The organism is Streptomyces sp. NPDC111628 (assembly GCF_055635195.1).
This window is the reverse complement of sequence record NZ_JBVKBZ010000006.1, coordinates 572,918-594,302: the sequence shown is the minus strand read 5'-3', so window position 1 is coordinate 594,302 and position 21,385 is coordinate 572,918. Positions and strand designations below refer to the sequence as shown.

At 72.0% G+C, this 21,385-nt stretch carries 21 protein-coding genes; 10 read left to right on the top strand and 11 right to left on the bottom strand.

The features are described from left to right. Positions 1–4 precede the first annotated feature (4 nt). Positions 5–1,558, bottom strand: a complete 1,554-nt coding sequence (locus tag ACZ7MF_RS32075; RefSeq protein WP_471481763.1) for an IucA/IucC family protein — start codon at positions 1,556–1,558, stop codon at positions 5–7. Between the two features lie 135 nt (positions 1,559–1,693). Between ACZ7MF_RS32075 and ACZ7MF_RS32070 the strand changes: the two genes are divergently transcribed. The 3 genes from ACZ7MF_RS32070 (at position 1,694) to ACZ7MF_RS32060 (ending at position 5,354) form a co-directional block, all read left to right on the top strand. Then, positions 1,694–3,220 carry an IucA/IucC family protein gene (locus ACZ7MF_RS32070; RefSeq protein ID WP_471481762.1) on the top strand — a complete coding sequence of 509 codons (1,527 nt, stop codon included), beginning with the start codon at positions 1,694–1,696 and terminating at the stop codon, positions 3,218–3,220. Positions 3,221–3,282: 62 nt separating this feature from the next. Next, positions 3,283–4,548 (top strand): vWA domain-containing protein, encoded by a 1,266-nt coding sequence (locus tag ACZ7MF_RS32065; protein WP_471481761.1) that lies wholly within the window; start codon positions 3,283–3,285, stop codon positions 4,546–4,548. After that, entirely contained in the window at positions 4,548–5,354 is an 807-nt protein-coding gene (locus ACZ7MF_RS32060; RefSeq protein WP_471481760.1) for a hypothetical protein, read from the top strand. The genes ACZ7MF_RS32065 and ACZ7MF_RS32060 overlap by 1 nt, the downstream gene beginning before the upstream one ends. A 41-nt stretch (positions 5,355–5,395) precedes the next feature. Here ACZ7MF_RS32060 and ACZ7MF_RS32055 read toward each other — a convergent pair whose 3' ends face one another. After that, on the bottom strand, positions 5,396–6,052 hold the full coding sequence (locus ACZ7MF_RS32055) for a winged helix-turn-helix transcriptional regulator (protein ID WP_471481759.1): 657 nt from the start codon (positions 6,050–6,052) through the stop codon (positions 5,396–5,398). Between the two features lie 87 nt (positions 6,053–6,139). On the opposite strand from ACZ7MF_RS32055, the gene ACZ7MF_RS32050 reads away from it, so the two are divergent. Next, the gene (locus ACZ7MF_RS32050) at positions 6,140–7,348 is read left to right on the top strand and encodes a pyridoxal phosphate-dependent aminotransferase (RefSeq protein ID WP_471481758.1); all 1,209 of its coding nucleotides are present in this window, start codon (positions 6,140–6,142) and stop codon (positions 7,346–7,348) included. A 121-nt stretch (positions 7,349–7,469) separates the two neighbouring features. On the opposite strand, the gene ACZ7MF_RS32045 is transcribed toward ACZ7MF_RS32050, so the two are convergent. Then, entirely contained in the window at positions 7,470–7,895 is a 426-nt protein-coding gene (locus ACZ7MF_RS32045) for a DUF2690 domain-containing protein (RefSeq protein WP_471481757.1), read from the bottom strand. 237 nt (positions 7,896–8,132) lie between these two features. On the opposite strand from ACZ7MF_RS32045, the gene ACZ7MF_RS32040 reads away from it, so the two are divergent. The 3 genes from ACZ7MF_RS32040 to ACZ7MF_RS32030 are packed head-to-tail and all read left to right on the top strand — an operon-like array spanning position 8,133 to position 9,916. After that, positions 8,133–8,732 (top strand): histidine phosphatase family protein, encoded by a 600-nt coding sequence (locus tag ACZ7MF_RS32040; RefSeq protein WP_471481756.1) that lies wholly within the window; start codon positions 8,133–8,135, stop codon positions 8,730–8,732. 59 nt (positions 8,733–8,791) lie between these two features. Further along, entirely contained in the window at positions 8,792–9,439 is a 648-nt protein-coding gene (locus tag ACZ7MF_RS32035; RefSeq protein ID WP_471481755.1) for a hypothetical protein, read from the top strand. 54 nt (positions 9,440–9,493) lie between these two features. After that, positions 9,494–9,916: an acyl-CoA thioesterase gene (locus tag ACZ7MF_RS32030; RefSeq protein WP_471481754.1), complete on the top strand. Its 423-nt coding sequence runs from the start codon at positions 9,494–9,496 to the stop codon at positions 9,914–9,916. A 177-nt stretch (positions 9,917–10,093) separates the two neighbouring features. Here the strand turns inward: ACZ7MF_RS32030 and ACZ7MF_RS32025 are convergent, their stop codons facing one another. The 8 genes from ACZ7MF_RS32025 to ACZ7MF_RS31990 all read right to left on the bottom strand — a co-directional run bounded on the left by ACZ7MF_RS32025 (position 10,094) and on the right by ACZ7MF_RS31990 (position 17,317). Beyond that, complete coding sequence (locus tag ACZ7MF_RS32025) at positions 10,094–11,482, bottom strand: nucleobase:cation symporter-2 family protein (protein ID WP_471481753.1); 1,389 nt, start codon at positions 11,480–11,482, stop codon at positions 10,094–10,096. A gap of 255 nt (positions 11,483–11,737) precedes the next feature. Continuing rightward, positions 11,738–13,126 (bottom strand): 8-oxoguanine deaminase, encoded by a 1,389-nt coding sequence (locus tag ACZ7MF_RS32020; RefSeq protein ID WP_471481752.1) that lies wholly within the window; start codon positions 13,124–13,126, stop codon positions 11,738–11,740. A gap of 72 nt (positions 13,127–13,198) precedes the next feature. Further along, positions 13,199–14,614, bottom strand: a complete 1,416-nt coding sequence (locus ACZ7MF_RS32015) for a nucleobase:cation symporter-2 family protein (protein WP_471481751.1) — start codon at positions 14,612–14,614, stop codon at positions 13,199–13,201. A gap of 65 nt (positions 14,615–14,679) precedes the next feature. Next, positions 14,680–15,615 (bottom strand): factor-independent urate hydroxylase, encoded by a 936-nt coding sequence (pucL, locus tag ACZ7MF_RS32010; RefSeq protein ID WP_356859978.1) that lies wholly within the window; start codon positions 15,613–15,615, stop codon positions 14,680–14,682. A gap of 7 nt (positions 15,616–15,622) precedes the next feature. After that, the gene (uraH, locus tag ACZ7MF_RS32005) at positions 15,623–16,024 is read right to left on the bottom strand and encodes a hydroxyisourate hydrolase (protein WP_328563488.1); all 402 of its coding nucleotides are present in this window, start codon (positions 16,022–16,024) and stop codon (positions 15,623–15,625) included. Then, entirely contained in the window at positions 16,021–16,536 is a 516-nt protein-coding gene (gene uraD, locus ACZ7MF_RS32000; protein WP_471481750.1) for a 2-oxo-4-hydroxy-4-carboxy-5-ureidoimidazoline decarboxylase, read from the bottom strand. The genes uraH and uraD overlap by 4 nt, the downstream gene beginning before the upstream one ends. A 149-nt stretch (positions 16,537–16,685) precedes the next feature. Continuing rightward, positions 16,686–17,054: a helix-turn-helix domain-containing protein gene (locus tag ACZ7MF_RS31995; protein WP_356859972.1), complete on the bottom strand. Its 369-nt coding sequence runs from the start codon at positions 17,052–17,054 to the stop codon at positions 16,686–16,688. Continuing rightward, positions 17,051–17,317 carry a YkoF family thiamine-binding protein gene (locus tag ACZ7MF_RS31990; protein WP_471481749.1) on the bottom strand — a complete coding sequence of 89 codons (267 nt, stop codon included), beginning with the start codon at positions 17,315–17,317 and terminating at the stop codon, positions 17,051–17,053. Before ACZ7MF_RS31990 ends, ACZ7MF_RS31995 begins: the two co-directional genes overlap by 4 nt. A 142-nt stretch (positions 17,318–17,459) precedes the next feature. Between ACZ7MF_RS31990 and ACZ7MF_RS31985 the strand changes: the two genes are divergently transcribed. From ACZ7MF_RS31985 to ACZ7MF_RS31975, 3 genes are all read left to right on the top strand, one after another. Next, positions 17,460–18,299: a TIM barrel protein gene (locus ACZ7MF_RS31985; protein ID WP_471481748.1), complete on the top strand. Its 840-nt coding sequence runs from the start codon at positions 17,460–17,462 to the stop codon at positions 18,297–18,299. Positions 18,300–18,346: 47 nt separating this feature from the next. Further along, on the top strand, positions 18,347–19,237 hold the full coding sequence (locus ACZ7MF_RS31980) for a 2-hydroxy-3-oxopropionate reductase (protein WP_471481747.1): 891 nt from the start codon (positions 18,347–18,349) through the stop codon (positions 19,235–19,237). A gap of 204 nt (positions 19,238–19,441) precedes the next feature. Continuing rightward, positions 19,442–20,905, top strand: coding sequence for a catalase (locus tag ACZ7MF_RS31975; protein WP_471481746.1), 1,464 nt, complete (start codon positions 19,442–19,444; stop codon positions 20,903–20,905). Positions 20,906–21,385 lie beyond the last annotated feature (480 nt).

The window sequence follows — 21,385 nt, the reverse complement described above, 5'->3', positions numbered from 1 at the left end:
CCGCTCAGGCGCCGCGCAGCGGGTTGGGCAGGGGGCGGTAGCGGGCGTCGGCGCCGTCCGCGCCGGTCCAGCGCAGCAGGAGGTTGGTCTTGGCGGGGAGGGTGGGGGCGGTGAGCAGGGCCGGAATCTCGGGCAGGTCGTGGCGGGCCAGGATGCGGCGGACGGCGGGCCAGGGGTCGTGGGCGGGGTGGTGTTCGGTGAGGGCGGCGGCGATCTCGTACAGGTGGTTCACGACCAGGCAGTAGACCAGGCGTTCCCAGCCGGCCGCCCTCGGGGTGTCCGGCAGCAGTTTGACGCCCTCCGCGTCCCGGAAGAGGGCCTGTACGGGGGTGCCGGCCGCGTCCACGGCGACCAGGGTGTTCTGCAGGTGCGCCTCCAGTACGACGCCGTCGTCGGCGAAGGCGGTCAGGACGGGCGGGACGACGGCGGCCAGGTACGCCTCCCACCAGGCTGCCGGGTCCGCGGCGGCCGCGAGCGGGCTGCCGGGGAAGCCCTCCACGAGCGCGGCGGCCAAAAGCGGGGTCGCGCCGGGCAGGAGGTGGTCGCGCAGGCCGTCGCGGACGACGACGGCCAGTTCCTCGAAGGCGAAGTCCGCGGTGCGGTGGCCGCGGTCGCCGAGCCAGGCGGCGGGAGGCCCCAGGGCGGCGAAGGCCTCGGTGGCGGCCGTGTCGGTGCGGCGCAGTTTCAGCAGGTCGTGGCGCCACAGGCGGCGGATGTCGTTGGTGACGCGCACGTCGAGGCTGAACTTCAGGAACAGGTCCCGTCCGGGCAGGTACTCGGGCGCGTACACCGTACGGATCGCGGCCGTCGGCCAGGCGAAGAAGCCGGTCGTGCCCACCCGGACGAGCCGGCCGTCGGCGAATGCGGGCGCGAGGGCCGGTGCCGTCAGGTCCAGTTGCCAGGGGTGGGCGGGCAGCAGCCGGTAGCCGGGCGGGGCCTTGCCGAGGGCGTCCAGGGCTGCGGTGTCGCCCTCGTCGACGACGGTGTCCTCGCGCACGGCGAGCAGCGTCAGCGGGAAGCGGGCGTGTGCCTCGGGCGCGTACGGCAGCCACCCGGCGTGCGGGCCGCCGCCGCGTGCCTTGGGGGCGGGATGGTGGGTGTGGCCGGTGAGCAGGGCCTGTTCGGAGCGGAGGTACGGGTCGGCGGGCGGGGTGGCACGCGCGCGTGCCGTCAGCAGGGCGGCCACCGCGTCGCGGCTGTCGGTCATCTCGGTGGGCAGTTCGTGGTTGGGCACACCGGTGTGCCGGCGCAGGGCCTCGGCGACGAGCTTCACCAGTTCGGCGTGGTCGACCCGGTGCCACCCGTCCGCCGTGCGGACCTCCGGTTCGGCGGGGCGGCGGCCGGGCCGCACCCGCAGCAGTCTGCCGCCGGGCAGCCGGTACACGGGGCGGGCGCCGGGGCCCGGCAGCGGTTCGGCCACCTCGCGCAGCAGGCAGTTCAGCAGCGGTACGGCCGCGTGGGCGTCGGCGCGGCGCGCCACGTCGTCCCGGTCGGCGGCGCCGTCCGGGAAGGGGGCGTCGGCGCCGGTGGGCGGGGGCAGGAGATCCACGCGTTCCACTCGTTCCCTACGGTCGGTCCATGGCGGAGAGGACGGAGACGATCAGTATGTCGCTCGTCATGGTCCTCGTCGGTTCTCGTCGGTTCTCGTCGGTTCTCCGCCATGACGTCGTTCTCGTACCCGAGGAGCCTGCCCGTGCATCGTCCCCCCAGTGCGGCGGCCGAGGTCGCCGAGGAGCTGGCGGCCGTCCGTCCCGCTCTGGCCGACCGGTTCGCGGCCGAGCGGCCAGGGGCCCGTGCGGCCGTGCTGTCCCGGCTGTGGCGTGCCCTCGCCTTCGAACCGCTGCCGTGGGTCGAGGCCCGGGAGCGGTCCGGGGAGGGGCTCGTCCTGCGCCTGCGGGACGGCCGCCGGCTGAGCGGTCCGGCCGCCGACCCGTACCGCACGGACGCGTACGTCCGGGTCGTACGGCTGGACCAGGTCGCGTACGACGATCCGGAGCGGCTGATGACCGACCTCTCCGTAGCGGGGTCGGCCTCCTTCGCCGCCGAACTCGGGCACAGTGCGGCGTCCTTGGCGCTGTCGCGCGCGGCACAGCCCCGGGCGGTGCGGGAGGAGGCGCCGGAGAATCACCCGGACGAGTGGCCGGACAGCGGGTGGGGCTGGGAGCGGCGGGTGGTCGACGGGCACCCGTACCACCCCGGTTGCCGTGCGCGGCCCGGCTTCTCGGTGGCGGAGCAGCTCGCGTACGGGCCCGAGCACGGGCCGGTGGTGGAGCTGGGGCTCGTGCCGGTCCCGGCGGCGGAGTGCCTGGTGACGGGGGTGTGGCCCGGGGAGTTGCGGGACGGGGCACGGCTGCTGGTGCCGGTGCATCCGTGGCAGGCCGCGCACGTGCTCAAGCAGTCGTACGGGGCCGGGCCCGCCGCGCATCCGCTGATGTCCCTGCGGACCCTCGCCGTGCCCGGCTCGGTGCACGTCAAGACCGCGCTGAGCACCCGGCTGACGTCCTCGGTACGGGACATCTCGGTCGCCTCGATCGCCGCGTCGGCCGACCTGTCGTCCTTCGGGGAGGAGTTGGCCGCGCGCCTGGACGGCCTGCTCCACGTGACCCGCACGCTGGGCGCGGCCACCGCCCACTCCCCCGACCTGGCCGCCGTACTGCGCGAGGCGCCCGAGGTGTACGCCTCGCCGGGCGAGCACGTCGTCCCGGTGGCCGCGCTGGCGACCACCGGGCTGCCGCGCTCCCCAGCGTGGCTCGCCGCCTTCGCCCGTCTCGCGCTCACCGTCGGGCTGCGCGCGCTGGAGCTGGGCGTGGCCCTAGAGGCGCACGGTCAGAACCTCCTGGTCGTGCTGTCCGCGACGGGCGACCCGCTGCGCCTGGTCTACCGCGACCTGGCCGACATCCGCGTCTCCCCGGCCCGCCTCTCCCGGCACGGCATCGCGCCCCACGGCCTGCCCGCACGGGTACTGACCGACGAACCGCTCGCACTGCGCCGGAAGTTGTTCGGCTCCCTGGTGGGAGGCGCGCTGGCGGCCACGGCCGGTTCGGGCCCGGCCCTGCGAAAGGCCGTGGAGGCGGCGGCACCCGAACTGCCCGACACCGAGGACGTCCTGGCCCTGCGCGAGGAACCGCTGCCGGTCAAGGCGCTGACGACGATGCGGACTTCGCCGGGGAGCACGGGCGATCTGTGGACGGAGCTGCCCAATCCGCTGCGGTGGAGGTGAAGCCGGGGCATCGGCGCGGTCTCGTTTTGGAGCGCGGCACCACTGATCAATAGGATCCGCCGATGATCACAAGAACACGGCTGGCGGCGGGTGCCTGTGCCCTGCTCGCTGCGCTGGCGGCCGGGATGGCGTTCCCGGCCGGGGCGAGCGCCGGTGAACCCACGGGTGAGGACGCGCCGAAGGTCGACCTCGTGCTCGACGTCAGCGGTTCGATGCGGACGCGGGACATCGACGGCGGTACGCGCATGGCGGCGGCGAAGCAGGCGTTCAACGAGGTGCTCGACGCGACGCCGGAAGAGGTGCAGCTGGGCATCCGGACGCTCGGCGCGGACTACCCGGGCGACGACCGCAAGACCGGTTGCAAGGACACCGCGCAGCTCTATCCGGTCGGCCCGCTGGACCGCACCGAGGCGAAGACGGCGGTGGCGACCCTGGCGCCGACCGGCTGGACGCCGATCGGGCCCGCGCTGCTGAAGGCGGCCGACGACCTCGACGGCGGCAACGGCTCCAAGCGCATCGTGCTGATCAGCGACGGCGAGGACACCTGCGCCCCGCTCGACCCGTGCGAGGTGGCCCGCGAGATCGCCGCCAAGGGCATCGGGCTGACCATCGACACGCTTGGGCTGGTCCCGAACACCAAGATGCGGCAGCAGCTCAGCTGCATCGCCGAGGCGACCGGCGGCACGTACACCTCGGTCGAGCACACCGACGAACTGACCGACAAGGTGAACCAGTTGGTGGACCGGGCGGCGGACCCGGTGGTGACACCGGTGGCCACCGAGGGCGCGGACGCGTGCGCGAAGGCGCCGACGCTGAAGTCGGGGCTGTACACCGACCGCGAGGAGTTCGGGCAGCAGCGCTGGTACCGGGTGGACGTGGAGCCCGGCCAGGAGCTGCGCGCCTCCGTGAGCGTGGGCGCCGACCGGGCCGTGAACCCGTCCTACGGGGTACTGCTGCGGGCGGTGACCGTGCACGGCCGGGAGATCGTGCGCGGTGAGGCGGCGGGCAACGGCCGCACCGACGTGCTCTCGACGGGGCTGCGGTACCCGAAGGCGGAGAGCGACGACGACGATGCGGCGGCCGAGGCGGTGTGCCTCCAGGTCACCAACTCCTTCTCCGTCGCCTCCGGTGTGAAGACCACGCCCGGTCTGCCGCTGGAGCTGACCGTCGACGTCGTGGACGGTCCGGGCGACTCCGACGACGTGGCCGCCTTCGGCCTCGGGCGCGGCTGGTGGCTGCTCGGCCTGCTGGTGCTGGTCGGTTTCGTCGCCGGTCTGCTGTGGGGCTGGCTCTCGCGCTGGCGGTTCGCGATCTGGAGGACCAACTGATGCGATTCACCCGAGCGTTGAGTGCGGCTGTGATGCTGCTCGGTCTCGCCGCGGCTCCCGCGGCGGCCGACTCCTCGCCCTCCGCGAGCCCTTCGGCGGACGGTGACGCGCCGACCACGGCGGGCACGTCCTTCCGTACGGCCACCGAGTTCGAGCAGGGGCAGGCGGCCACGGCGAACGGGGCCGCGGGCGACTACCTGTACTGGTCGTTCCCGGCCGACGCCGGGCAGCGGCCCACCGTGAAGGCCACGGTGAAGCTGCCCGAGACGCACGCCGCCCAGACCTGGCGGGTCGACGTGTACGACGGCCTGCGCCGCCGCCAGGCCTGCCAGTGGGGCGCCCAGGCCCGCACCGCGGACGCGGGCACCTCCTCCGTCGAGCTGGCCTGCGTCCTGCGCACCGTGCGCGCCTGGACCGAGCCGTGGGCCAACGACCCGCTGCCGGGCACCTACTACGTCCGGCTCACGGCCGTGAACGTGCCCACCTCCGACCTCGGCGTGCCGGTCTCCACCGAGGTCCGGGCGGACTCCAAGGACATCGGCGGGGCCGCGGCGGTGGACGGTTCGCTGGCCGAGCCGCTGGTGCCGGGCATCGCGGTGACCTCCGGCGCCGACCAGGGCGACGAGGACGAGAAGGGCGCCGTGCTGTCCGCGATCGAGCCGGAGGACGGCTGGTCGTCGGGCTGGTGGTCGGACCGCTGGGTGTGGAGCGGGATCGGGGCCGTACTGGCCGCGCTCGCGGGCATCGGCGGCTACGCGCTGACCCGTGGTTCGGGACGGCCGTCCCGGGTGCCACCCGGCGCCTGACTTGCCCTCAGAAGGCCCGCCTCGGCGGGCCTTCTGCCGTCTCACCCCTCCCGCAGCGCCTTGGCCGCCGTGCCGTCGCCGGTCACCCCGACGCGGCCGTCGCGCACCGCGTCGCGCAGACCGGCCTCACCGCGGCCGAGGGCCGCGCAGGTCGCGGCGTCCAGCACGAGCCGGGCGTCGGGCTCGCCCGGTGCGGGTCCCTCGCCGTACACGGGACCGTCCTCCCCCTCGGCGCGGGCATCGGCGTACAGGTGGAAGTCGCCCTCCTCCAGCCGGACCTCGACGAGCCCCTCCGCCGCGCCGGCCTCCCGCAGGGCCCGCAGCAGCGGCAGGGCGAACCAGTGCGCGCGTACGGCGTCGGTCGGCCGCCGCTCCCCCAGCTCGCCCGCGCCCCACGCGCCGAGCGCCTCCAGTACGGGCAGCAGACCGCGTCCCCGCGCGGTGAGTTCGTAGACGTACGCCGCGCCGGGCGGGGGCAGCCGGCGCCTGGTCGTCAGCCCCTCGCGCTCCATGTCCTTGAGCCGCGAGGCGAGTACGTCCGTGCTGACGCCGGGCAGGTCGGCGTGCAGGTCGGTGTAGCGCCGCGGACCGGCGAGCAGCTCCCGGACGATCAGCAGGGTCCAGCGGTCGCCGACGGCGTCGAGCGCGCGGGCGGCGGAACAGTACTGGTCGTAGCTACGGCGAGGACGTGGTGACATGCGACGCAGTGTAGACAAGTTGTTGGACTTTCCAAGCTGCTACTTGGTAAAACCAAGCAACACCAGATTCCGGAGGGGAAGCCGCGCATGGAGTTCCGGCAGTCGAACAAGCTCAGCGAGGTCTGTTACGAGATCCGCGGCCCGGTCATCGAGCACGCCAACGCGCTGGAGGAGGCGGGCCACAGCGTCCTGCGCCTCAACACCGGCAACCCGGCGCTCTTCGGCTTCGAGGCGCCGGAGGAGATCGTGCAGGACATGATCCGCATGCTGCCGCAGGCGCACGGCTACACCGACTCGCGCGGCATCCTCTCCGCCCGCCGGGCCGTCGCCCAGCGCTACCAGGCGCTCGGCCTGGAGGTGGACGTGGACGACGTCTTCCTGGGCAACGGCGTCTCCGAGCTGATCTCCATGGCCGTACAGGCCCTGCTGGAGGACGGCGACGAGGTCCTGATCCCCGCCCCCGACTTCCCCCTCTGGACGGCGGTGACCACCCTCGCGGGCGGCAGGGCGGTCCACTACCTGTGCGACGAGCAGGCGGAGTGGTACCCGGACCTGGCCGACATGGAGGCGAAGATCACCGACCGCACCAAGGCGGTCGTCATCATCAACCCCAACAACCCCACCGGCGCCGTCTACCCCAGGGAGATCGTCGAGGGCATCCTCGACCTCGCCCGCCGGCACGGACTGATGGTCTTCGCCGACGAGATCTACGACCAGATCCTGTACGACGACGCCGTGCACCACTCGGCCGCGTCCCTCGCCCCCGACCTGGTGGTGCTGACCTTCTGCGGTCTGTCCAAGACGTACCGGGTGGCGGGCTTCCGCTCCGGCTGGCTGGTGGTGACGGGGCCGAAGCAGCACGCGAAGGACTATCTGGAGGGCCTGACCATGCTGGCCTCCATGCGCCTGTGCGCCAACGCGCCCGCCCAGTACGCCATCCAGGCCGCGCTCGGCGGCCGCCAGTCCATCCGCGAACTGACCGCCCCCGGCGGACGGCTGCACGAACAGCGGGACGTGGCCTGGGAGAAGCTCAACGAGATCCCCGGCGTCTCCTGCGTCAAGCCCAAGGGCGCGCTGTACGCCTTCCCGCGCATCGACCCGGCCGTCCACAAGATCCACGACGACGAGCGCTTCGTCCTGGACCTGCTGCTCCGCGAGAAGATCCAGGTCGTCCAGGGCACCGGCTTCAACTGGCCGAGCCCGGACCACTTCCGCATCCTGACCCTGCCGCACGCGGAGGACCTGGAGGCGGCGATCGGGCGCATCGGGCGCTTCCTGAGCGGGTACCGGCAGTAGACGCGGCCACGTCCGTCCGGTCGGCCGGTCGCCGTGAGGTACGGCGCGGGATGCGCCGTCGCCCACGCTCTTTCGGGCAACGGCGCATGCTCACCCGCTCAGCACCTCATGGCCGGCGGGGTCAGTACCAGCCGGTGCACTTGAGGTGGTGGGTGGAGTCGTTCCAGGCGCAGGCGCGCATCACGTATCCGCCGTCGTAGCGCGAAGCGGTGTGCGTGTCCGACCCGTACTTCACGGTGGTCATGCTCAGCGGGCCGTTCCAGGTCCTGCCGCCGTTCGAGGAGCGGTCGACCCACACCTTGTCGCCCGGGTCCGCGTTGTAGATACGGCCCCAGGCGCAACGGGTGGACGTGCTGTAGCGGAGCTGGATGTTGATCGAGTCGACCTTCGCCGTCTTGACCGTCCTCGGGTTGGCGAACGTGCACGATCCCGCGGCACCGAGGTCGGCGGCGGAAGCGCCGGCGGCGGCGACCGTGCCGAGCCCCGTGAGCAGGGTCGCCGACGCGACCAGGACGGCGGCGTGCTTTCCCATGCGCGGCATAGCCATGATTCCTCCCTTTGTGGATGCGTCCGGGGAAGCGACCGACTGCCCTTGGACCTGCCGACGCTCGTCGTGCTTCGTCCCCCTGGCTGTCGTCCCCCGTCTCGAACAGCCTTGCGTCGCCCAGGCTACGAAGGCGCGCCCTCCGGCGAATCCCACGCTGGTTGCAATCGGGGTTCAACCCGTTGCCGTACGCAGCACTACCGCTCCGGTTTACCCGGCGAACGGCCGTAGCCTGGCCCCATGGGTGATCTTTTTCTTGTCCGGCACGGAGAGACCGAGTGGTCGCGCTCCGGGCGGCACACCGGGCTGACGGACGTCCCGCTGACCGAGAAGGGGCGGGAGCAGGCACGGAGCCTGGTGCCGTTGATCCGGTCGCACCGGATCGGGGCGGCGTTCGTCAGCCCCTTCCAGCGGGCCCGGGAGACGGCCGAGCTGATCGGGCTGCACGAGGTGCGCATCGAGCCGGACCTGCACGAGTGGGACTACGGCGGCTACGAGGGGATCACGACCGTCGAGATCCACCGGAGCCGGCCGGACTGGTTCCTGTTCACGGACGGGGTCGCGCCCGGACCGCCGGACCACCCCGGGGAGACGCCCGAGCAGGTGGGCGAGCGGGCCGACCGGGTGCTGGCCACGGTGGAGGCCGCGTTCGCCAACACCGAGGGGTGCGTGGTGCTGGTGGCGCACGGGCACTTCCTGCGCGTGCTGACCGCCCGGCACCTGGGCCTTCCGCCCTCGCAGGGGGCGCTGTTCCAGCTGGGCACGGGCACGCTGTGCCGGCTGGGCACCGAGCACGGGCGGCCGGTGGTCGCCGCCTGGAATGTCAGACCTCCGTCGTAGTCTTCGGACGTAACCCTCGAAGAGGTCGCGAGGGTGAGCGCCGGGAAAGGAGGGACGCCGTGGCACTGTCGCCGACCGCCGCGCAGCGGCGTCTCATCGCCGCCGCCGATCCCGTCACCGGACGCCTGAAGGGTACCCAGGCCCAGCTCACCGCGCTGGTGAAGCGAGGGCTCGCCTTCCGGCATCCGCGCCCGCCGCACGACCACTTCCTGACCCCGGCGGGGCACCGGACCCGGGAGGCGGCCGACGCGCCGGAAGAGCCGAAGGCGCCGGAGCCCGCCGGAGCCCCGGCCGCCGAGGGTGTGTTCGCCGCGCGGGTCGGCGGGGAGGAGGCCGCGCCGGGCGACTCGGGGCCCGCGCGGCTGCGCGAGGTGCGCGGCGCCTGGCAGGGGCTGCTGGAGCTGCGCCGGATGACGCATCCCGACGGGACCGCGGACCGGCCCTGTGCGTGGGAGCGGTCGCATCTCGTGCGGGCCGCCGCGCTCGCCCTGGAGGCGGCCGGGCACCGTCCGGCCGGTCCCGACGGCGGGGACGGGTACCGGGTGCGGGCTACGCCGCAGCCGGAGGCGGTCGCCGTGCACGAAGGCGACGGCGCCGCGCTGCGGGAGTGCGCGGCGACGCTGGAGCGGGCGGGCTGGCAGACCGGGGAGCACACCGAGCCGCGCACGCGGGCCCGTTACCTGCTGGCCTCCCCGCGGAAGGTGTGACGCCCGCATGTCAGGATCGGTCCGTCCGTACGTGTGCGAGGAGAGGCAGCAGCCGTGAGCGAACCGTTCTCCGTTCCCGTGACCGTCCGCGGGTACGAGACCGACACCCAGGGCCATCTGAACCAGTCGGTGTACCTGAACTACGCCGAGCACGCCCGCTGGTCGATGCTCCAGGCGGCCGGGATCCGGCAGGCGGACCTGGTCGCCCGCGGGGTCGGGCCGGTGACCCTGGAGACGACCATCCGGTTCCAGCGGGAGCTGCTCGCCGGTGACGAGGTCACGGTGACCTGTGCCTTCGAGTGGGGTACGGGCAAGACCTTCCGGATCCGGCAGCTCATCACCAGGACGGACGGCACGGTCGCCGCCGAGATCGAGGCCGTCGGCGGGCTGATGGACCTGGGCGAGCGCAGGCTGGTGCCGGACCCCAGGCAGCGTTTCAAGGAACTGGCGGCGCGGCCGGAGCTGTTCGGACTGTAGTCCCGGTACGGCAGCGTCAGGCGTCCTTGCGGCAGGCGCGGTCCGCACTCCGGTGAGGCGCTGGTGACACGATGACGGGACAGTTCGTCCCGGGCGGCACACCGCGCAGACGGCGTGTCGCCCGGGACGAACTGTCCCGTCATCGAACTTCGAGGGAACCCGGGCGGGCCCTCGGCGTCACGGCATCGCCGCCGCCCGGGACGCCTCGGTGATCTCGTCGCCCGCCTCCATCGGGTGGGTGACGTCCTCCGCCTCGCGTTCCCGGCCGCCGATGTGGTTGAAGATCAGGTTGAGCAGGACCGCGGCCACGCAGCCGGTCGAGATGCCCGAGTCGAGGATGATCCGCGCGTTCTCCGGGAACGAGTGGTAGAACTCCGGCGCCGCGATCGGGATGATGCCGACGGCCAGGGAGACCGCCACGATCAGGACGTTGTTGTCCTTGTCGAGGCTCGCCCGGACCAGGGTCTGGATGCCGCTGGCCGCGACCGAGCCGAAGAGGACCACGCCGGCGCCGCCCAGGACCGGGCGCGGGACGACGGCGATGAGCGACGCCGCCATCGGGCACAGGCCCATCAGGACCAGGAAGCCACCGCCGACCGCGACGACGTACCGGCTGCGGATCTTCGTCATCGCGACCAGGCCGATGTTCTGGGCGAAGGCGCTGCACATGAAGCCGTTGAAGACCGGGCTGAGGGCGGAGCCGAGGGTGTCGGCGCGCAGTCCGGCCGCGATGGTCTTCTCGTCGGCCGGGCGGTCCACGATCTCGCCGAGGGCGAGCATGTCGGCCGTGGACTCGGTCATCGAGACCACCATCACCACGCACATGGAGATGATCGCGGCGATCTGGAACTGCGGGGCACCGAAGTGGAACGGCGTCGGGAAGCCGACGACGTCCGCGTCCGCGACCGGGCCGAAGTCCGTGACGCCGAACGGGATCGCGACGAGCGTGCCCGCGATCAGACCGAGCAGCACGGCGATCTGCTTGACGAAGCCCCGGGTGAAGCGGCGCAGGAACAGCACGATGACGAGGGTGATCCCGGCCAGGCCGAGGTTGGTCGCCGAGCCGAAGTCGTCCGCGGTGGGGCTGGGTCCCTGTGCCCAGCCGAAGGCGACGGGCAGCAGGGATATGCCTATCAGGGTGATGACGGTGCCGGTGACGACCGGCGGGAAGAAGCGGATCGCCTTGCTGAAGAAGGGGGCGGCGATGAAACCGAGGAGTCCGGCGACGATGACCGCGCCGAAGATGATCGGCAGCGCGTCGGACTTGTCGTCGGTGGAGGCGACGACCGCGGTCATGGGGGCGACACCGGCGAAGGTGACGCCGTTGACGAAGGGCAGCCGGGCCCCGATCTTCCAGATGCCCAGCGTCTGGAGGAAGGTGGCCAGGCCCGCGGTGAACAGGCAGGCGCCGGTGAGGAAGGTCAGCTCGGTGGCGCTCAGGCCGATGGCCGCGCCGACGATCAGGGGCGGGGCGACGACCCCGGCGTACATGGCGGCCACGTGTTGCAGGCCGGTCGTCGCCATCTTCAGTGGCGGGAGTTTCTCGTCAACAGGGTGGTCGGCCACGGCGGCGTTCCTCCGGTCGGTTACACGTCGGCTCTGACGCGGGTGTCAGGGAGGTGGTGCAGGTGGTGGTCGTGCGGGACCGGGACGGACCGTTCGAGGGAACGGGCGACCGCTCCGGGGCGTGCGCGCAGGGGCGCACACCCCGGAGTAGGCCACCGTGGACCCCGCTCGGGTCCACGGTTACCGGCCGGGAGCCGTCCCTCCCGGCCGGAGATCAAGTGGTGTTCTGTTGTGCGGTGTTCGGCGGCGTCCGGCTCAGCGCTGCGCGGCGATCCTGGCCAGGCGCCGTGCCTCGTCCCGGGTGGAGCGGGCGACGGCGTCCTCGTCGACCGTGAGCAGCCTGCCGTTCTCGACGATCTGCCGCCCGTTCACGAACGACGCGGTGACCGGGGCGGGGGCGCCGAGGACCAGGGCGGTCACCGGGTCGGCGATCGAGGAGTGGGCGAGGGTGTCCATCCGCCACAGCACCAGGTCGGCGAGCTTGCCCGCCTCCAGGGAGCCGGTCTCGGCGGCCCGGCCGAGGACCCGGGCGCCGCCGTGGGTGCCCAGGCGCAGCGCCCTGCGGGCGTCCAGCGCGGCCTCGCGGTGGGCGCCGAGGCGGTTGATCAGCAGGGCGCCCCGCAGTTCGGTGTGGAGTTCGCCGGCCTCGTTGGAGGCGGTGCCGTCGACGCCGAGGCCGACCGGGACGCCGGCCGCGAGCAGGTCGGGGACCCGGGCGATGCCGGCGGCCAGCCGGGCGTTGGAGGACGGGCAGTGGGCAACGCCGGTGCCGGTGCGGGCGAAGGCGGCGATGTCGGAGTCGTTCATGTGGACGCAGTGCGCCATCCACACGTCCTCGCCGAGCCAGCCGGTGGACTCGAAGTAGTCGGTCGGGCCCATGCCGAACAGCTCGTGGCAGAACTTCTCCTCCTCGACGGTCTCCGAGCCGTGGGTGTGCAGCCGCACGCCGAGCCGGCGGGCCAGCTCGGCGCCCTGCCGCATCAGTTCGGTGGAGACGGAGAAGGGCGAGCAGGGCGCGACGGCGACCTGGGTCATCGCGTCGAAGGAGGGGTCGTGGTGCTCCCGGACGGTGGCCTCGGTGGCGGCGAGCGCGTCGTCCAGGCTCTCCACCGCGAAGTCCGGCGGCAGCCCGCCGTCGGACTCGCCGCGGTCCATGGAGCCACGGGCGAGGGTGAAGCGGACGCCCATGTCACGGGCGGCGCGGACGATCGCGCCGGACAGGTCACCGGCGCCGCGCGGGTGGATGTAGTGGTGGTCCGCGGCGGTGGTGACGCCGCCGCGGGCCATCATCGCGAGCGAGCCCTGGGCCGCCGCATGGGCCATCGGTTCGTCGATGCGGGCCCAGGTCGGGTACAGCGCGACCAGCCAGTCGAACAGGTTGTGGTCGGTGGCCAGGCCGCGGGTGAGCCACTGGTAGAAGTGGTGGTGGGTGTTGACCAGTCCGGGGGTGGCCAGGTGGCCGGTCGCGTCGATCCGGCGTACGACGTTCTCCAGGTCCTCGGGTGCCCCGCCCGCGCCGACGGACTCGATGCGGTTGCCGGCGAGCACGACGTGACCGGAGGCGTACTCGGTGTCGCCCGCGTCCACGGTGGCGATCGCACAGTGCTCGATGACGGTGCGTTCGGTTGCCGATGCTGCTGCCATGCTGCTTCCTTGCCTTTCGGTGGGGCCCACGGGCGGGGAGTCGAGTACCCGCGGGGAGGGCACGGCAGGACCCTAGGAGGATTTGAGTGCCGGAACCGGGTGGCGGCTCCGGGTGCCGAGGTGGTGGAAGAACAGGTTGAGGGCGACCGCGACGATCGCTCCGGCGCTGATGCCGGAGCCCAGCACGGTCTGGGCCCAGGCGGGGAACTCGGCGTAGAAGGTCGGCGCGGCGAGCGGGATGATGCCCGCGCCGAGCGCCACGGCGACCAGGATGATGTTGGAGCTGTCGTCCAGCCCGGCCTCGGAGAGCGTACGGATGCCGCTGACCGCGATCGAGCCGAAGAGCACGATGCCCGCGCCGCCGAGCACCGGCATCGGGACCAGCGAGACGACCGCGCCGAGGACCGGGAAGGCGCCGAGGACCAGCAGGGTGGCACCGGCGACGGCGACGACGTAGCGGCTGCGTACCCGGGTGAGGGAGACGACGCCGACGTTCTGGGCGAAGGCGGAGGTGGGGAAGCCGCCGAAGACGGGGCCGACCAGGGTGGCGAGGCCGTCGGTGCGCAGGCCGCGGGTGATGACCCTGGCGTCGGCGCGGCGGTCGCAGATCTCGCCGAGGGCGAGCATGCCGGCGGACGACTCCGTCATCAGGACCAGCATGACGATGCACAGCGACAGGATGGCCGCGGGCTGGAACTCGGGGGCGCCGAAGGCGAAGGGCGTGGGCAGCGCGGCGACCGGCGCGGACGTCAGGGCGCCGAAGTCGGCCATGCCGAAGGGGATGGCGGCCAGGGTGCCGATCAACAGGCCGAAGAGCAGCGCCACTTGCTTGACGAAACCCTTGCCGAAGCGCTGGATGACGAGGATGACCGCGAGGGTGAAGGCGGCGAGCGCGAGGTTGCGCATCGAGCCGAAGTCGGCGGCGGTCTTGTCGCCGCCCTGCGCCCAGCCGACCGGGACCGGCATCAGCGTGACGCCGATGAGGGTGATGACGACACCCGTGACCAGCGGCGGGAAGAAGCGCAGCAGTCGGCCGAAGAACGGGCCGACGGCGAGGCAGAAGACACCGGCGACCATCACCGCGCCGTAGACGGCGGGGAGTTGGCTGCCCTTCGCGTTGGTCTCGACGATGGCGAGGATGGGCGCGATACCGGCCGAGGAGGCGGCGTTGACGAAGGGCAGGCGGTTGCCGACGAAGCCCTTGACACCGAGGGTCTGGAGCAGGGTGGCGACGCCCGCGATGAGCAGCGAGGCCGCGATCAGCCGGGTGCGGCCCTCCAGGTCGAGTCCGCAGGCCTGGCCGATGATGAGCGGAGGAGTGACGACGCCCGCGTACATGGCGGCGATGTGCTGGAGCGCGGCGGGGACGAGCCGCGAGGGGTGGAGCTTCTCGTCCACCGGGTGCACGGACGTGACGGCGTCCTCGGTGTGCTCCGGTGACGGGGTGGAGCGTGAGCCTTTCGCCGGCTCCGTTGCAGGCTGTGCCATGGTGTTTCCTCCGGTGTGGCGCGCCGCCCGCCCCGGAGGGCGGGGCGGGCGGCGCGCGTCCCGCGTCAGAGGTTGGTCATGTCGACCGGGATGAGTTGCTCGGCGCCGTCGCGCAGGATGGTGGCCTCGATCAGGCCGTAGGGGCGGTCGGCGGCGTAGTACACGGCGCCGTCCTTGGCCTCGTTGTCGATCCCGAAGGGCGACAGGTCCGAGCGGAAGTGGTGCTTGTTGGGCATCGAGAAGCGGATCTCGTCGACCTCGTCGCGGGAGTTGAGCACCCGCACACCCATCTCGAAGAGGGTCTGCTGGAGCGAGTACGAGTAGGTCTCGGCGAACGCCTGGAGCGCGTGCTTGCGCACCCCGCCGTAGGAGCGGTCCCAGTCGGGGGCGTGCGAGTCGATGCCGTCCCAGTTGTGCCGCCACCAGGTGGAGACGGTGGTGGCGAGGATGCGGTCGTGGTCCTCCGGGAGGGTCGTGTACTTGTCCTTGAGGAAGCCGAAGAACTCGGAGTTGGTCGAGTTCAGGACGGTGAGGTCCTTGAAGCCGGAGAGCACCTGGATGCCGTGGCCGTCGTAGGTGATCTGCGCGACGCGGGTCTCCTGGCCCTGGCGGACGAAGGAGTGCGCGATCTCGTCCGAGCCGACGAAGCGGGCGCCGCCCTTCGAGGTCTCGATCCGCTCCCAGGAGTACTCCTCGATGCGGATGCGGGCCCGGCGGATGGGCTCGTTGTCGTCCACGAAGTGGCGGGCGAGCTTGACGCCGAGGTCCTCGCCGCTCTGGATCCCGTGCTCCTTGGCGAAGGCGAACACGGTGTTCTTGGTGGTGTCGGTCGGCAGGACGTTGGCGTTGGAACCGCTGCGGTGGACCTCCTCCATGTCGCCGGACAGGGCGACGGAGACGTTCAGGTCCTTGATGTGGTGCGTGTCGCCGTCACGCGTGATCTTGACGACGCGGTTCTCTGCCTTGCCGTACTGGTTCTGTCCCAGGACGAAACGGGTCATGATTCGGTCAGCTCCCTCGGTAAACGGAGTAGCCGAACGGGTTGAGCAGCAGCGGAACGTGGTAGTGCTCGCCGGGCACCACCGCGAAGGTGATGGTGACCTCGGGGAAGAACACGGGCCGGCCGTTCTCGCTGTCCCGGAGCGCGGGGGCGTCCTGCTGGGCCGCGGCTTGTTTCTTGGCGAAGTACGTCTCGGTGTCGAAGTCGAGCCGTACGTGGGTGGTGCCCTCCGGCAGGGCCGGGAGGTCCTTGCACCGGCCGTCGGCGTCGGTCGCGGAGCCGCCGAGTGCCTGCCAGTCCGCGTCCGCGCCCGAGCGGGCGGCGAGGTGGACGGCGACGTCCCCGGCGGGGCGGCCGACGCTGGTGTCCAGGATGTGCGTGGACACGGAGGCGGTGGTGCTGGTGCTCATGGTCGGGCGTCCTGTTCGACGAGTCGGGTCAGGCGGATGCGGTTGATCTTCCCCAGTTCGGTGCGGACGATCTCGCGCTCCTGCTCGGGCGAGTTGCCGATCCGCTCCAGAGCCGCGTCCCGCATCTGCTCACCGGTCCGGCCGGTGGCGCAGATCAGGAAGACGTGGCCGAACTTCTCCTGGTAGGCCAGGTTCAGTTCGAGCATCTCCGCCTTGAGTTCCTCGGCGGCGCCCGCCATGCCCGCCTGTTCGCGGGACGAGGTCGGATCGCCCGGTTCGGGGCGGCCGATCGGCGGGTGTCCGGCCATCGCCTGGGCGAGGTCGTCCGCGGTCAGCTCGGCCATGGCGGCGTCGCTGGCGGCGTACAGGTCCTCGGCGGTGGCGAAGGGGCGGGCGGCGAGCAGTTGCCGGGCCCACGCCGTGGCGGCGCACGCCTCGTGGAGTTCCGCGAGTGCCGCGGTCTCCTCGAGGGTGTTGAAGCGGGCCAGGCCCGACGCGGAAGTGGACGTCACGGGAGCCTCCGTGGCCTTGTGCTGAGCGGGCGTGCCGATAGCTAACGCCCTCGGAAACAAGCCGTCAACACTTTGTTGAAAATTCGGGGTCAGAAAAGCCGCCGCCCGGTTACCGGACGGCGGCTGGAGGCGCGAGGGAACCGTGCAGGTCAGGTGCCCTTCTCGCGGTTGAGGTAGTTGTACACGGTGAAGCGGCTGACACCGAGGGCGCCCGCGACGGTCTCCACGCCGTGCCGTACCGCGAAGGCGCCGCGCGCCTCCAGGGCCCGGACGACCTCCTGCTTGGTGCGGCGGTCCAGGTCGGCCAGCGGCCTGCCCTGCCGGCGCTCCATGGCGGCCAGGATGTGGTCGAGGGAGTCGGCGAGCTGGGGCAGGCGTACGGCGACGACGTCGGCACCCTCCCAGGAGAGCACGACGTCCTCAAGACCCGCCTCGTCCGGCGGCAGCATCTCGCCGCCCATGGCGTCGACCAGGGGCTTGACGGCCGCGATGAACGGCTCCTCGGCAGGACCGGTCACCGCTCACCCTCCCCCTCGACGCCCTCTCCGACCACGTTGACCTGGAGCGAGATCCGGGTCGCACCGGCCTCCAGGGAGCGGCGCAGCAGCGCGTCCACGGCGGTGAGCACCCGGTCGGCGCCGCCCTCGGCGGTGTTGCCGAAGGGGCCGACGTCCACCGCGTCCAGCTCGGCCGCCTCGACGACCTCCCGGGCCACCACCGCATGGGCGGGCGCCTCGTCCAGGTCGAAGGGTTCGGTCGTGAACTCCACTCTCAATCGCACGCGGTCAACCTAACGCGGGGTGACCGCTTTGCGCCGCCCCCTCTTGACAACAGCCGCACTCCCCGGGCAACCTTCCATCAAGCAGAAACGAACTTCCGTAATACGGAAACACACCCTCAAGCGGAAGGGAGCGCGGGACCCTATGGGATTCGCAGACCAGCGCTTCAACGTCAACCTGTCGATCCTCTACACGGAACTCCCGCTCCTGGAGCGCCCCGCGGCCGCCGCCGCGGCCGGCTTCACCGCGGTCGAGCTGTGGTGGCCCTGGATCGACTCGCCCACCCCCGAGCAGTCCGAGCTGGACGCTCTCAAGTCGGCCATCGAGGACGCGGGCGTCCGGCTCACCGGGCTGAACTTCTACGCCGGACAGCTGCCCGGCCCCGACCGGGGCGCCCTGTCGATCCCCGGTGCGGAGTCGGACCGCTTCCGCGCCAACATCGACGTGGCCGCCGAATTCGCCCGGTCGCTGGGCTGCACGGCGCTCAACGCCCTGTACGGCAACCGGGTCGAGGGCGTGGACCCGGCCGAGCAGGACCGGCTCGCGCTGGAGAACCTGGTCCTCGCCGCCCGCGCGGCCGACCGGATCGGCGCGATCCTGCTGATCGAGGCGCTCAACGAGCCCGAGTCGCCGCGGTACCCGCTGGTGTCGGCACCGGCCGCGATCGCGGTCGTGGACCAGGTCAACGAGGCCACCGGGCTCGGCAACGCCAAGTTCCTCATGGACCTCTACCACCTGTCCATGAACGGCGAGGACCTGCCGCAGGTGATCGACGCGTACGCCGCGAAGACCGGCCACGTCCAGATCGCCGACAACCCCGGCCGCGGCGCGCCCGGTACGGGCTCCCTCCCGCTGGAGGACCTGCTCGACCGGCTGGCGAAGGCCGGGTACGACGGCTGGGTCGGCCTGGAGTACAAGCCCGGCGACGCCCCCAGCACCCAGTCCTTCTCCTGGCTGCCGGCCGGGGCCCGCGCGGCCCGCTGAGCGCCACCCGCAGCACTCTTCAGAGATTTTCCAGAGAGGTACCCATCATGAGCACGCTCCCCAAGGTCGCCTGGGTCGGTCTCGGCATCATGGGCTCCCCCATGTCCGAGAACCTGATCAAGGCGGGTTACCAGGTCACCGGCTTCACGCTGGAGCAGGACAAGCTGGACCGCCTGTCCGCCGCCGGCGGCACCGCGGCCGGCTCGATCGCCGAGGCCGTGCGCGACGCCGACGTGATCGTCACCATGGTGCCCGCGTCGCCGCAGGTCGAGGCCATCGCCTACGGCCCCGACGGCATCCTGGAGAACGCGAGGTCCGGCGCGCTGCTGGTCGACATGTCCTCGATCACCCCGCAGACCTCGGTGGACCTCGCGAAGGCCGCCAAGGACAAGGGCATCCGCGTCCTGGACGCCCCCGTCTCCGGCGGCGAGGCCGGCGCGATCGAGGCCGTGCTGTCCATCATGGTCGGCGGTGAGCAGGCCGACTTCGACGAGGCCAAGCCGCTCCTGGAGGCGCTCGGCAAGACCATCGTGCTGTGCGGTCCGCACGGCTCGGGCCAGACCGTGAAGGCCGCCAACCAGCTGATCGTCGCCGTCAACATCCAGGCGTGCGCCGAGGCCGTGGTCTTCCTGGAGAAGTCCGGCGTGGACCTGAAGGCCGCCCTGGACGTCCTCAACGGCGGTCTGGCCGGCTCGACCGTGCTGACGCGGAAGAAGGACAACTTCCTCGGCCGCGACTTCAAGCCGGGCTTCCGCATCGACCTGCACCACAAGGACATGGGCATCGTCACCGACGCCGCCCGCAACGTGGGCGCCGCGCTGCCGGTGGGCGCCGTGGTGGCCCAGCTGGTCGCCTCGCTGCGCGCCCAGGGCGACGGCGGCCTGGACCACTCGGCGCTGCTGCGCGCCGTGGAGCGCCTGTCCGGCGGCCAGGTCTGACCGTCGTACCGGCCCCATGAGACCTCCGGGCGGCGCGGTCGCTGACACCTGTCATGTCGCGCCCGAGCGGCGGCGCCGCCCGGAACCCACTTCAACAAACTGTTGACGTGCCACAGTCCCAAATCTAGGCTCCACGAAGCGGAAACCAATTTCCACTCCATGTTTCCGCTGAACCCTCGTCTGCAAGGCCACGGAAGGTCCACGATGTCGCAGCGCGTGCTCACCACCGAGTCCGGCGCCCCGGTCGCCGACAACCAGAACTCCGCTTCCGCCGGCATCGGCGGCCCGCTCCTGATCCAGGACCAGCACCTCATCGAGAAGCTCGCCCGCTTCAACCGCGAGCGCATTCCGGAGCGCGTGGTGCACGCCCGCGGCTCCGGCGCCTACGGCCACTTCGAGGTGACCGACGACGTCAGCGGCTTCACGCACGCCGACTTCCTCAACACGGTCGGCAAGCGCACCGAGGTCTTCCTGCGCTTCTCCACGGTGGCCGACTCGCTCGGCGGCGCGGACGCGGTCCGCGACCCGCGGGGCTTCGCGCTGAAGTTCTACACCGAGGAGGGCAACTACGACCTCGTCGGCAACAACACGCCGGTGTTCTTCATCAAGGACCCCATCAAGTTCCCCGACTTCATCCACTCGCAGAAGCGCGACCCGTTCACGGGCCGTCAGGAGCCGGACAACGTCTTCGACTTCTGGGCGCACTCCCCCGAGGCGACGCACCAGATCACCTGGCTGATGGGCGACCGCGGCATCCCGGCCTCGTACCGCCACATGGACGGCTTCGGCTCGCACACCTACCAGTGGACGAACGCCAAGGGCGAGTCCTTCTTCGTCAAGTACCACTTCAAGACGGACCAGGGCATCCGCTGCCTGACCGCCGACGAGGCCGCGAAGCTCGCGGGCGAGGACCCGACCTCGCACCAGACCGACCTGGTGCAGGCGATCGAGCGGGGCGTGTACCCGTCCTGGACGCTGCACGTGCAGCTGATGCCGGTGGCCGAGGCGGCGAACTACCGCTTCAACCCGTTCGACGTGACCAAGGTGTGGCCGCACGCCGACTACCCGCTCAAGCGGGTCGGCCGGCTGGTGCTGGACCGCAACCCGGACAACGTCTTCGCGGAGGTCGAGCAGGCCGCGTTCTCCCCGAACAACTTCGTTCCGGGCATCGGCCCCTCCCCCGACAAGATGCTCCAGGGCCGCCTGTTCGCCTACGCGGACGCGCACCGCTACCGCCTGGGCGTCAACCACACCCAGCTCGCGGTGAACGCCCCGAAGGCCGTGCCCGGCGGCGCCGCCAACTACGGCCGCGACGGCCTGATGGCGGCCAACTCCCAGGGCCGGTACGCCAAGAACTACGAGCCGAACTCCTACGACGGCCCGGCCGAGACCGGCACACCGCTGGCGGCCCCGCTCGCGGTGTCCGGCCACACCGGCACCCACGAGGCGCCGCTGCACACCAAGGACGACCACTTCGTGCAGGCCGGTGCGCTGTACCGGCTGATGAGCGAGGACGAGAAGCAGCGCCTGGTCGCGAACCTGGCCGGCGGTCTGTCCCAGGTCTCGCGCAACGACGTCGTAGAGAAGAACCTGGCGCACTTCCACGCGGCCGACCCCGAGTACGGCAAGCGCGTGGAGGAGGCGGTCCGCGCCCTGCGCGAGGACTGATCCACCGGCTCGCGCACGGGACCCGGCGGGGAGGCCGGGACCGTGTGCGCGGCCCGCGCAGGCACCGAAGCGGCCCGGATGAGGGGTGACCGCCAGGTGCCGGCGCGGGCAGGGCGAGGACCGCGGCGGCCTGCGAGCCAGTGCGGTGGTGAAAGGCAGGGGCGTTCCTCCTACGACCTGAGGGGAGGAGCCGTTCCGGCCCGTCGCACCGCCGCGGTCCCAGCCACACGCCTCTCGTGATCGAGAGGCCCGCACACTCCGTCCGGCGGCGCGAACGACCTGTCGCGCCCAGCCTCGCGCCGCCGGACGGGCACCACGTGAAGAAACCTTCGGCGACAACCTCACCAAGAACCTTCACCGGCCGAGCAGCGGGGGGGGGGGGGGGGGGACCTCCCACCGCTGCTTCGTGTTTTCTTCCGCTTTTTTCCTTCTTTCCTCCTTTTTTTTTTCCCCCCACCCCCCACATCCGCAGAGCCGCAA

Bases quoted from the DNA above. Each gene is read 5' to 3' on its own strand.
- pucL (WP_356859978.1), bottom strand. From the start codon at position 15,615: ATGACCCGTTTCGTCCTGGGACAGAACCAGTACGGCAAGGCAGAGAAC.
- ACZ7MF_RS32065 (WP_471481761.1), top strand. From the start codon at position 3,283: ATGATCACAAGAACACGGCTGGCGGCGGGTGCCTGTGCCCTGCTCGCT.
- ACZ7MF_RS32050 (WP_471481758.1), top strand. From the start codon at position 6,140: ATGGAGTTCCGGCAGTCGAACAAGCTCAGCGAGGTCTGTTACGAGATC.
- ACZ7MF_RS31975 (WP_471481746.1), top strand. From the start codon at position 19,442: ATGTCGCAGCGCGTGCTCACCACCGAGTCCGGCGCCCCGGTCGCCGAC.
- ACZ7MF_RS32015 (WP_471481751.1), bottom strand. From the start codon at position 14,614: ATGGCACAGCCTGCAACGGAGCCGGCGAAAGGCTCACGCTCCACCCCG.
- ACZ7MF_RS32055 (WP_471481759.1), bottom strand. From the start codon at position 6,052: ATGTCACCACGTCCTCGCCGTAGCTACGACCAGTACTGTTCCGCCGCC.
- ACZ7MF_RS32045 (WP_471481757.1), bottom strand. From the start codon at position 7,895: ATGGCTATGCCGCGCATGGGAAAGCACGCCGCCGTCCTGGTCGCGTCG.
- ACZ7MF_RS32060 (WP_471481760.1), top strand. From the start codon at position 4,548: ATGCGATTCACCCGAGCGTTGAGTGCGGCTGTGATGCTGCTCGGTCTC.
- ACZ7MF_RS31980 (WP_471481747.1), top strand. From the start codon at position 18,347: ATGAGCACGCTCCCCAAGGTCGCCTGGGTCGGTCTCGGCATCATGGGC.
- ACZ7MF_RS32040 (WP_471481756.1), top strand. From the start codon at position 8,133: ATGGGTGATCTTTTTCTTGTCCGGCACGGAGAGACCGAGTGGTCGCGC.
- ACZ7MF_RS32020 (WP_471481752.1), bottom strand. From the start codon at position 13,126: ATGGCAGCAGCATCGGCAACCGAACGCACCGTCATCGAGCACTGTGCG.
- ACZ7MF_RS31985 (WP_471481748.1), top strand. From the start codon at position 17,460: ATGGGATTCGCAGACCAGCGCTTCAACGTCAACCTGTCGATCCTCTAC.
- uraH (WP_328563488.1), bottom strand. From the start codon at position 16,024: ATGAGCACCAGCACCACCGCCTCCGTGTCCACGCACATCCTGGACACC.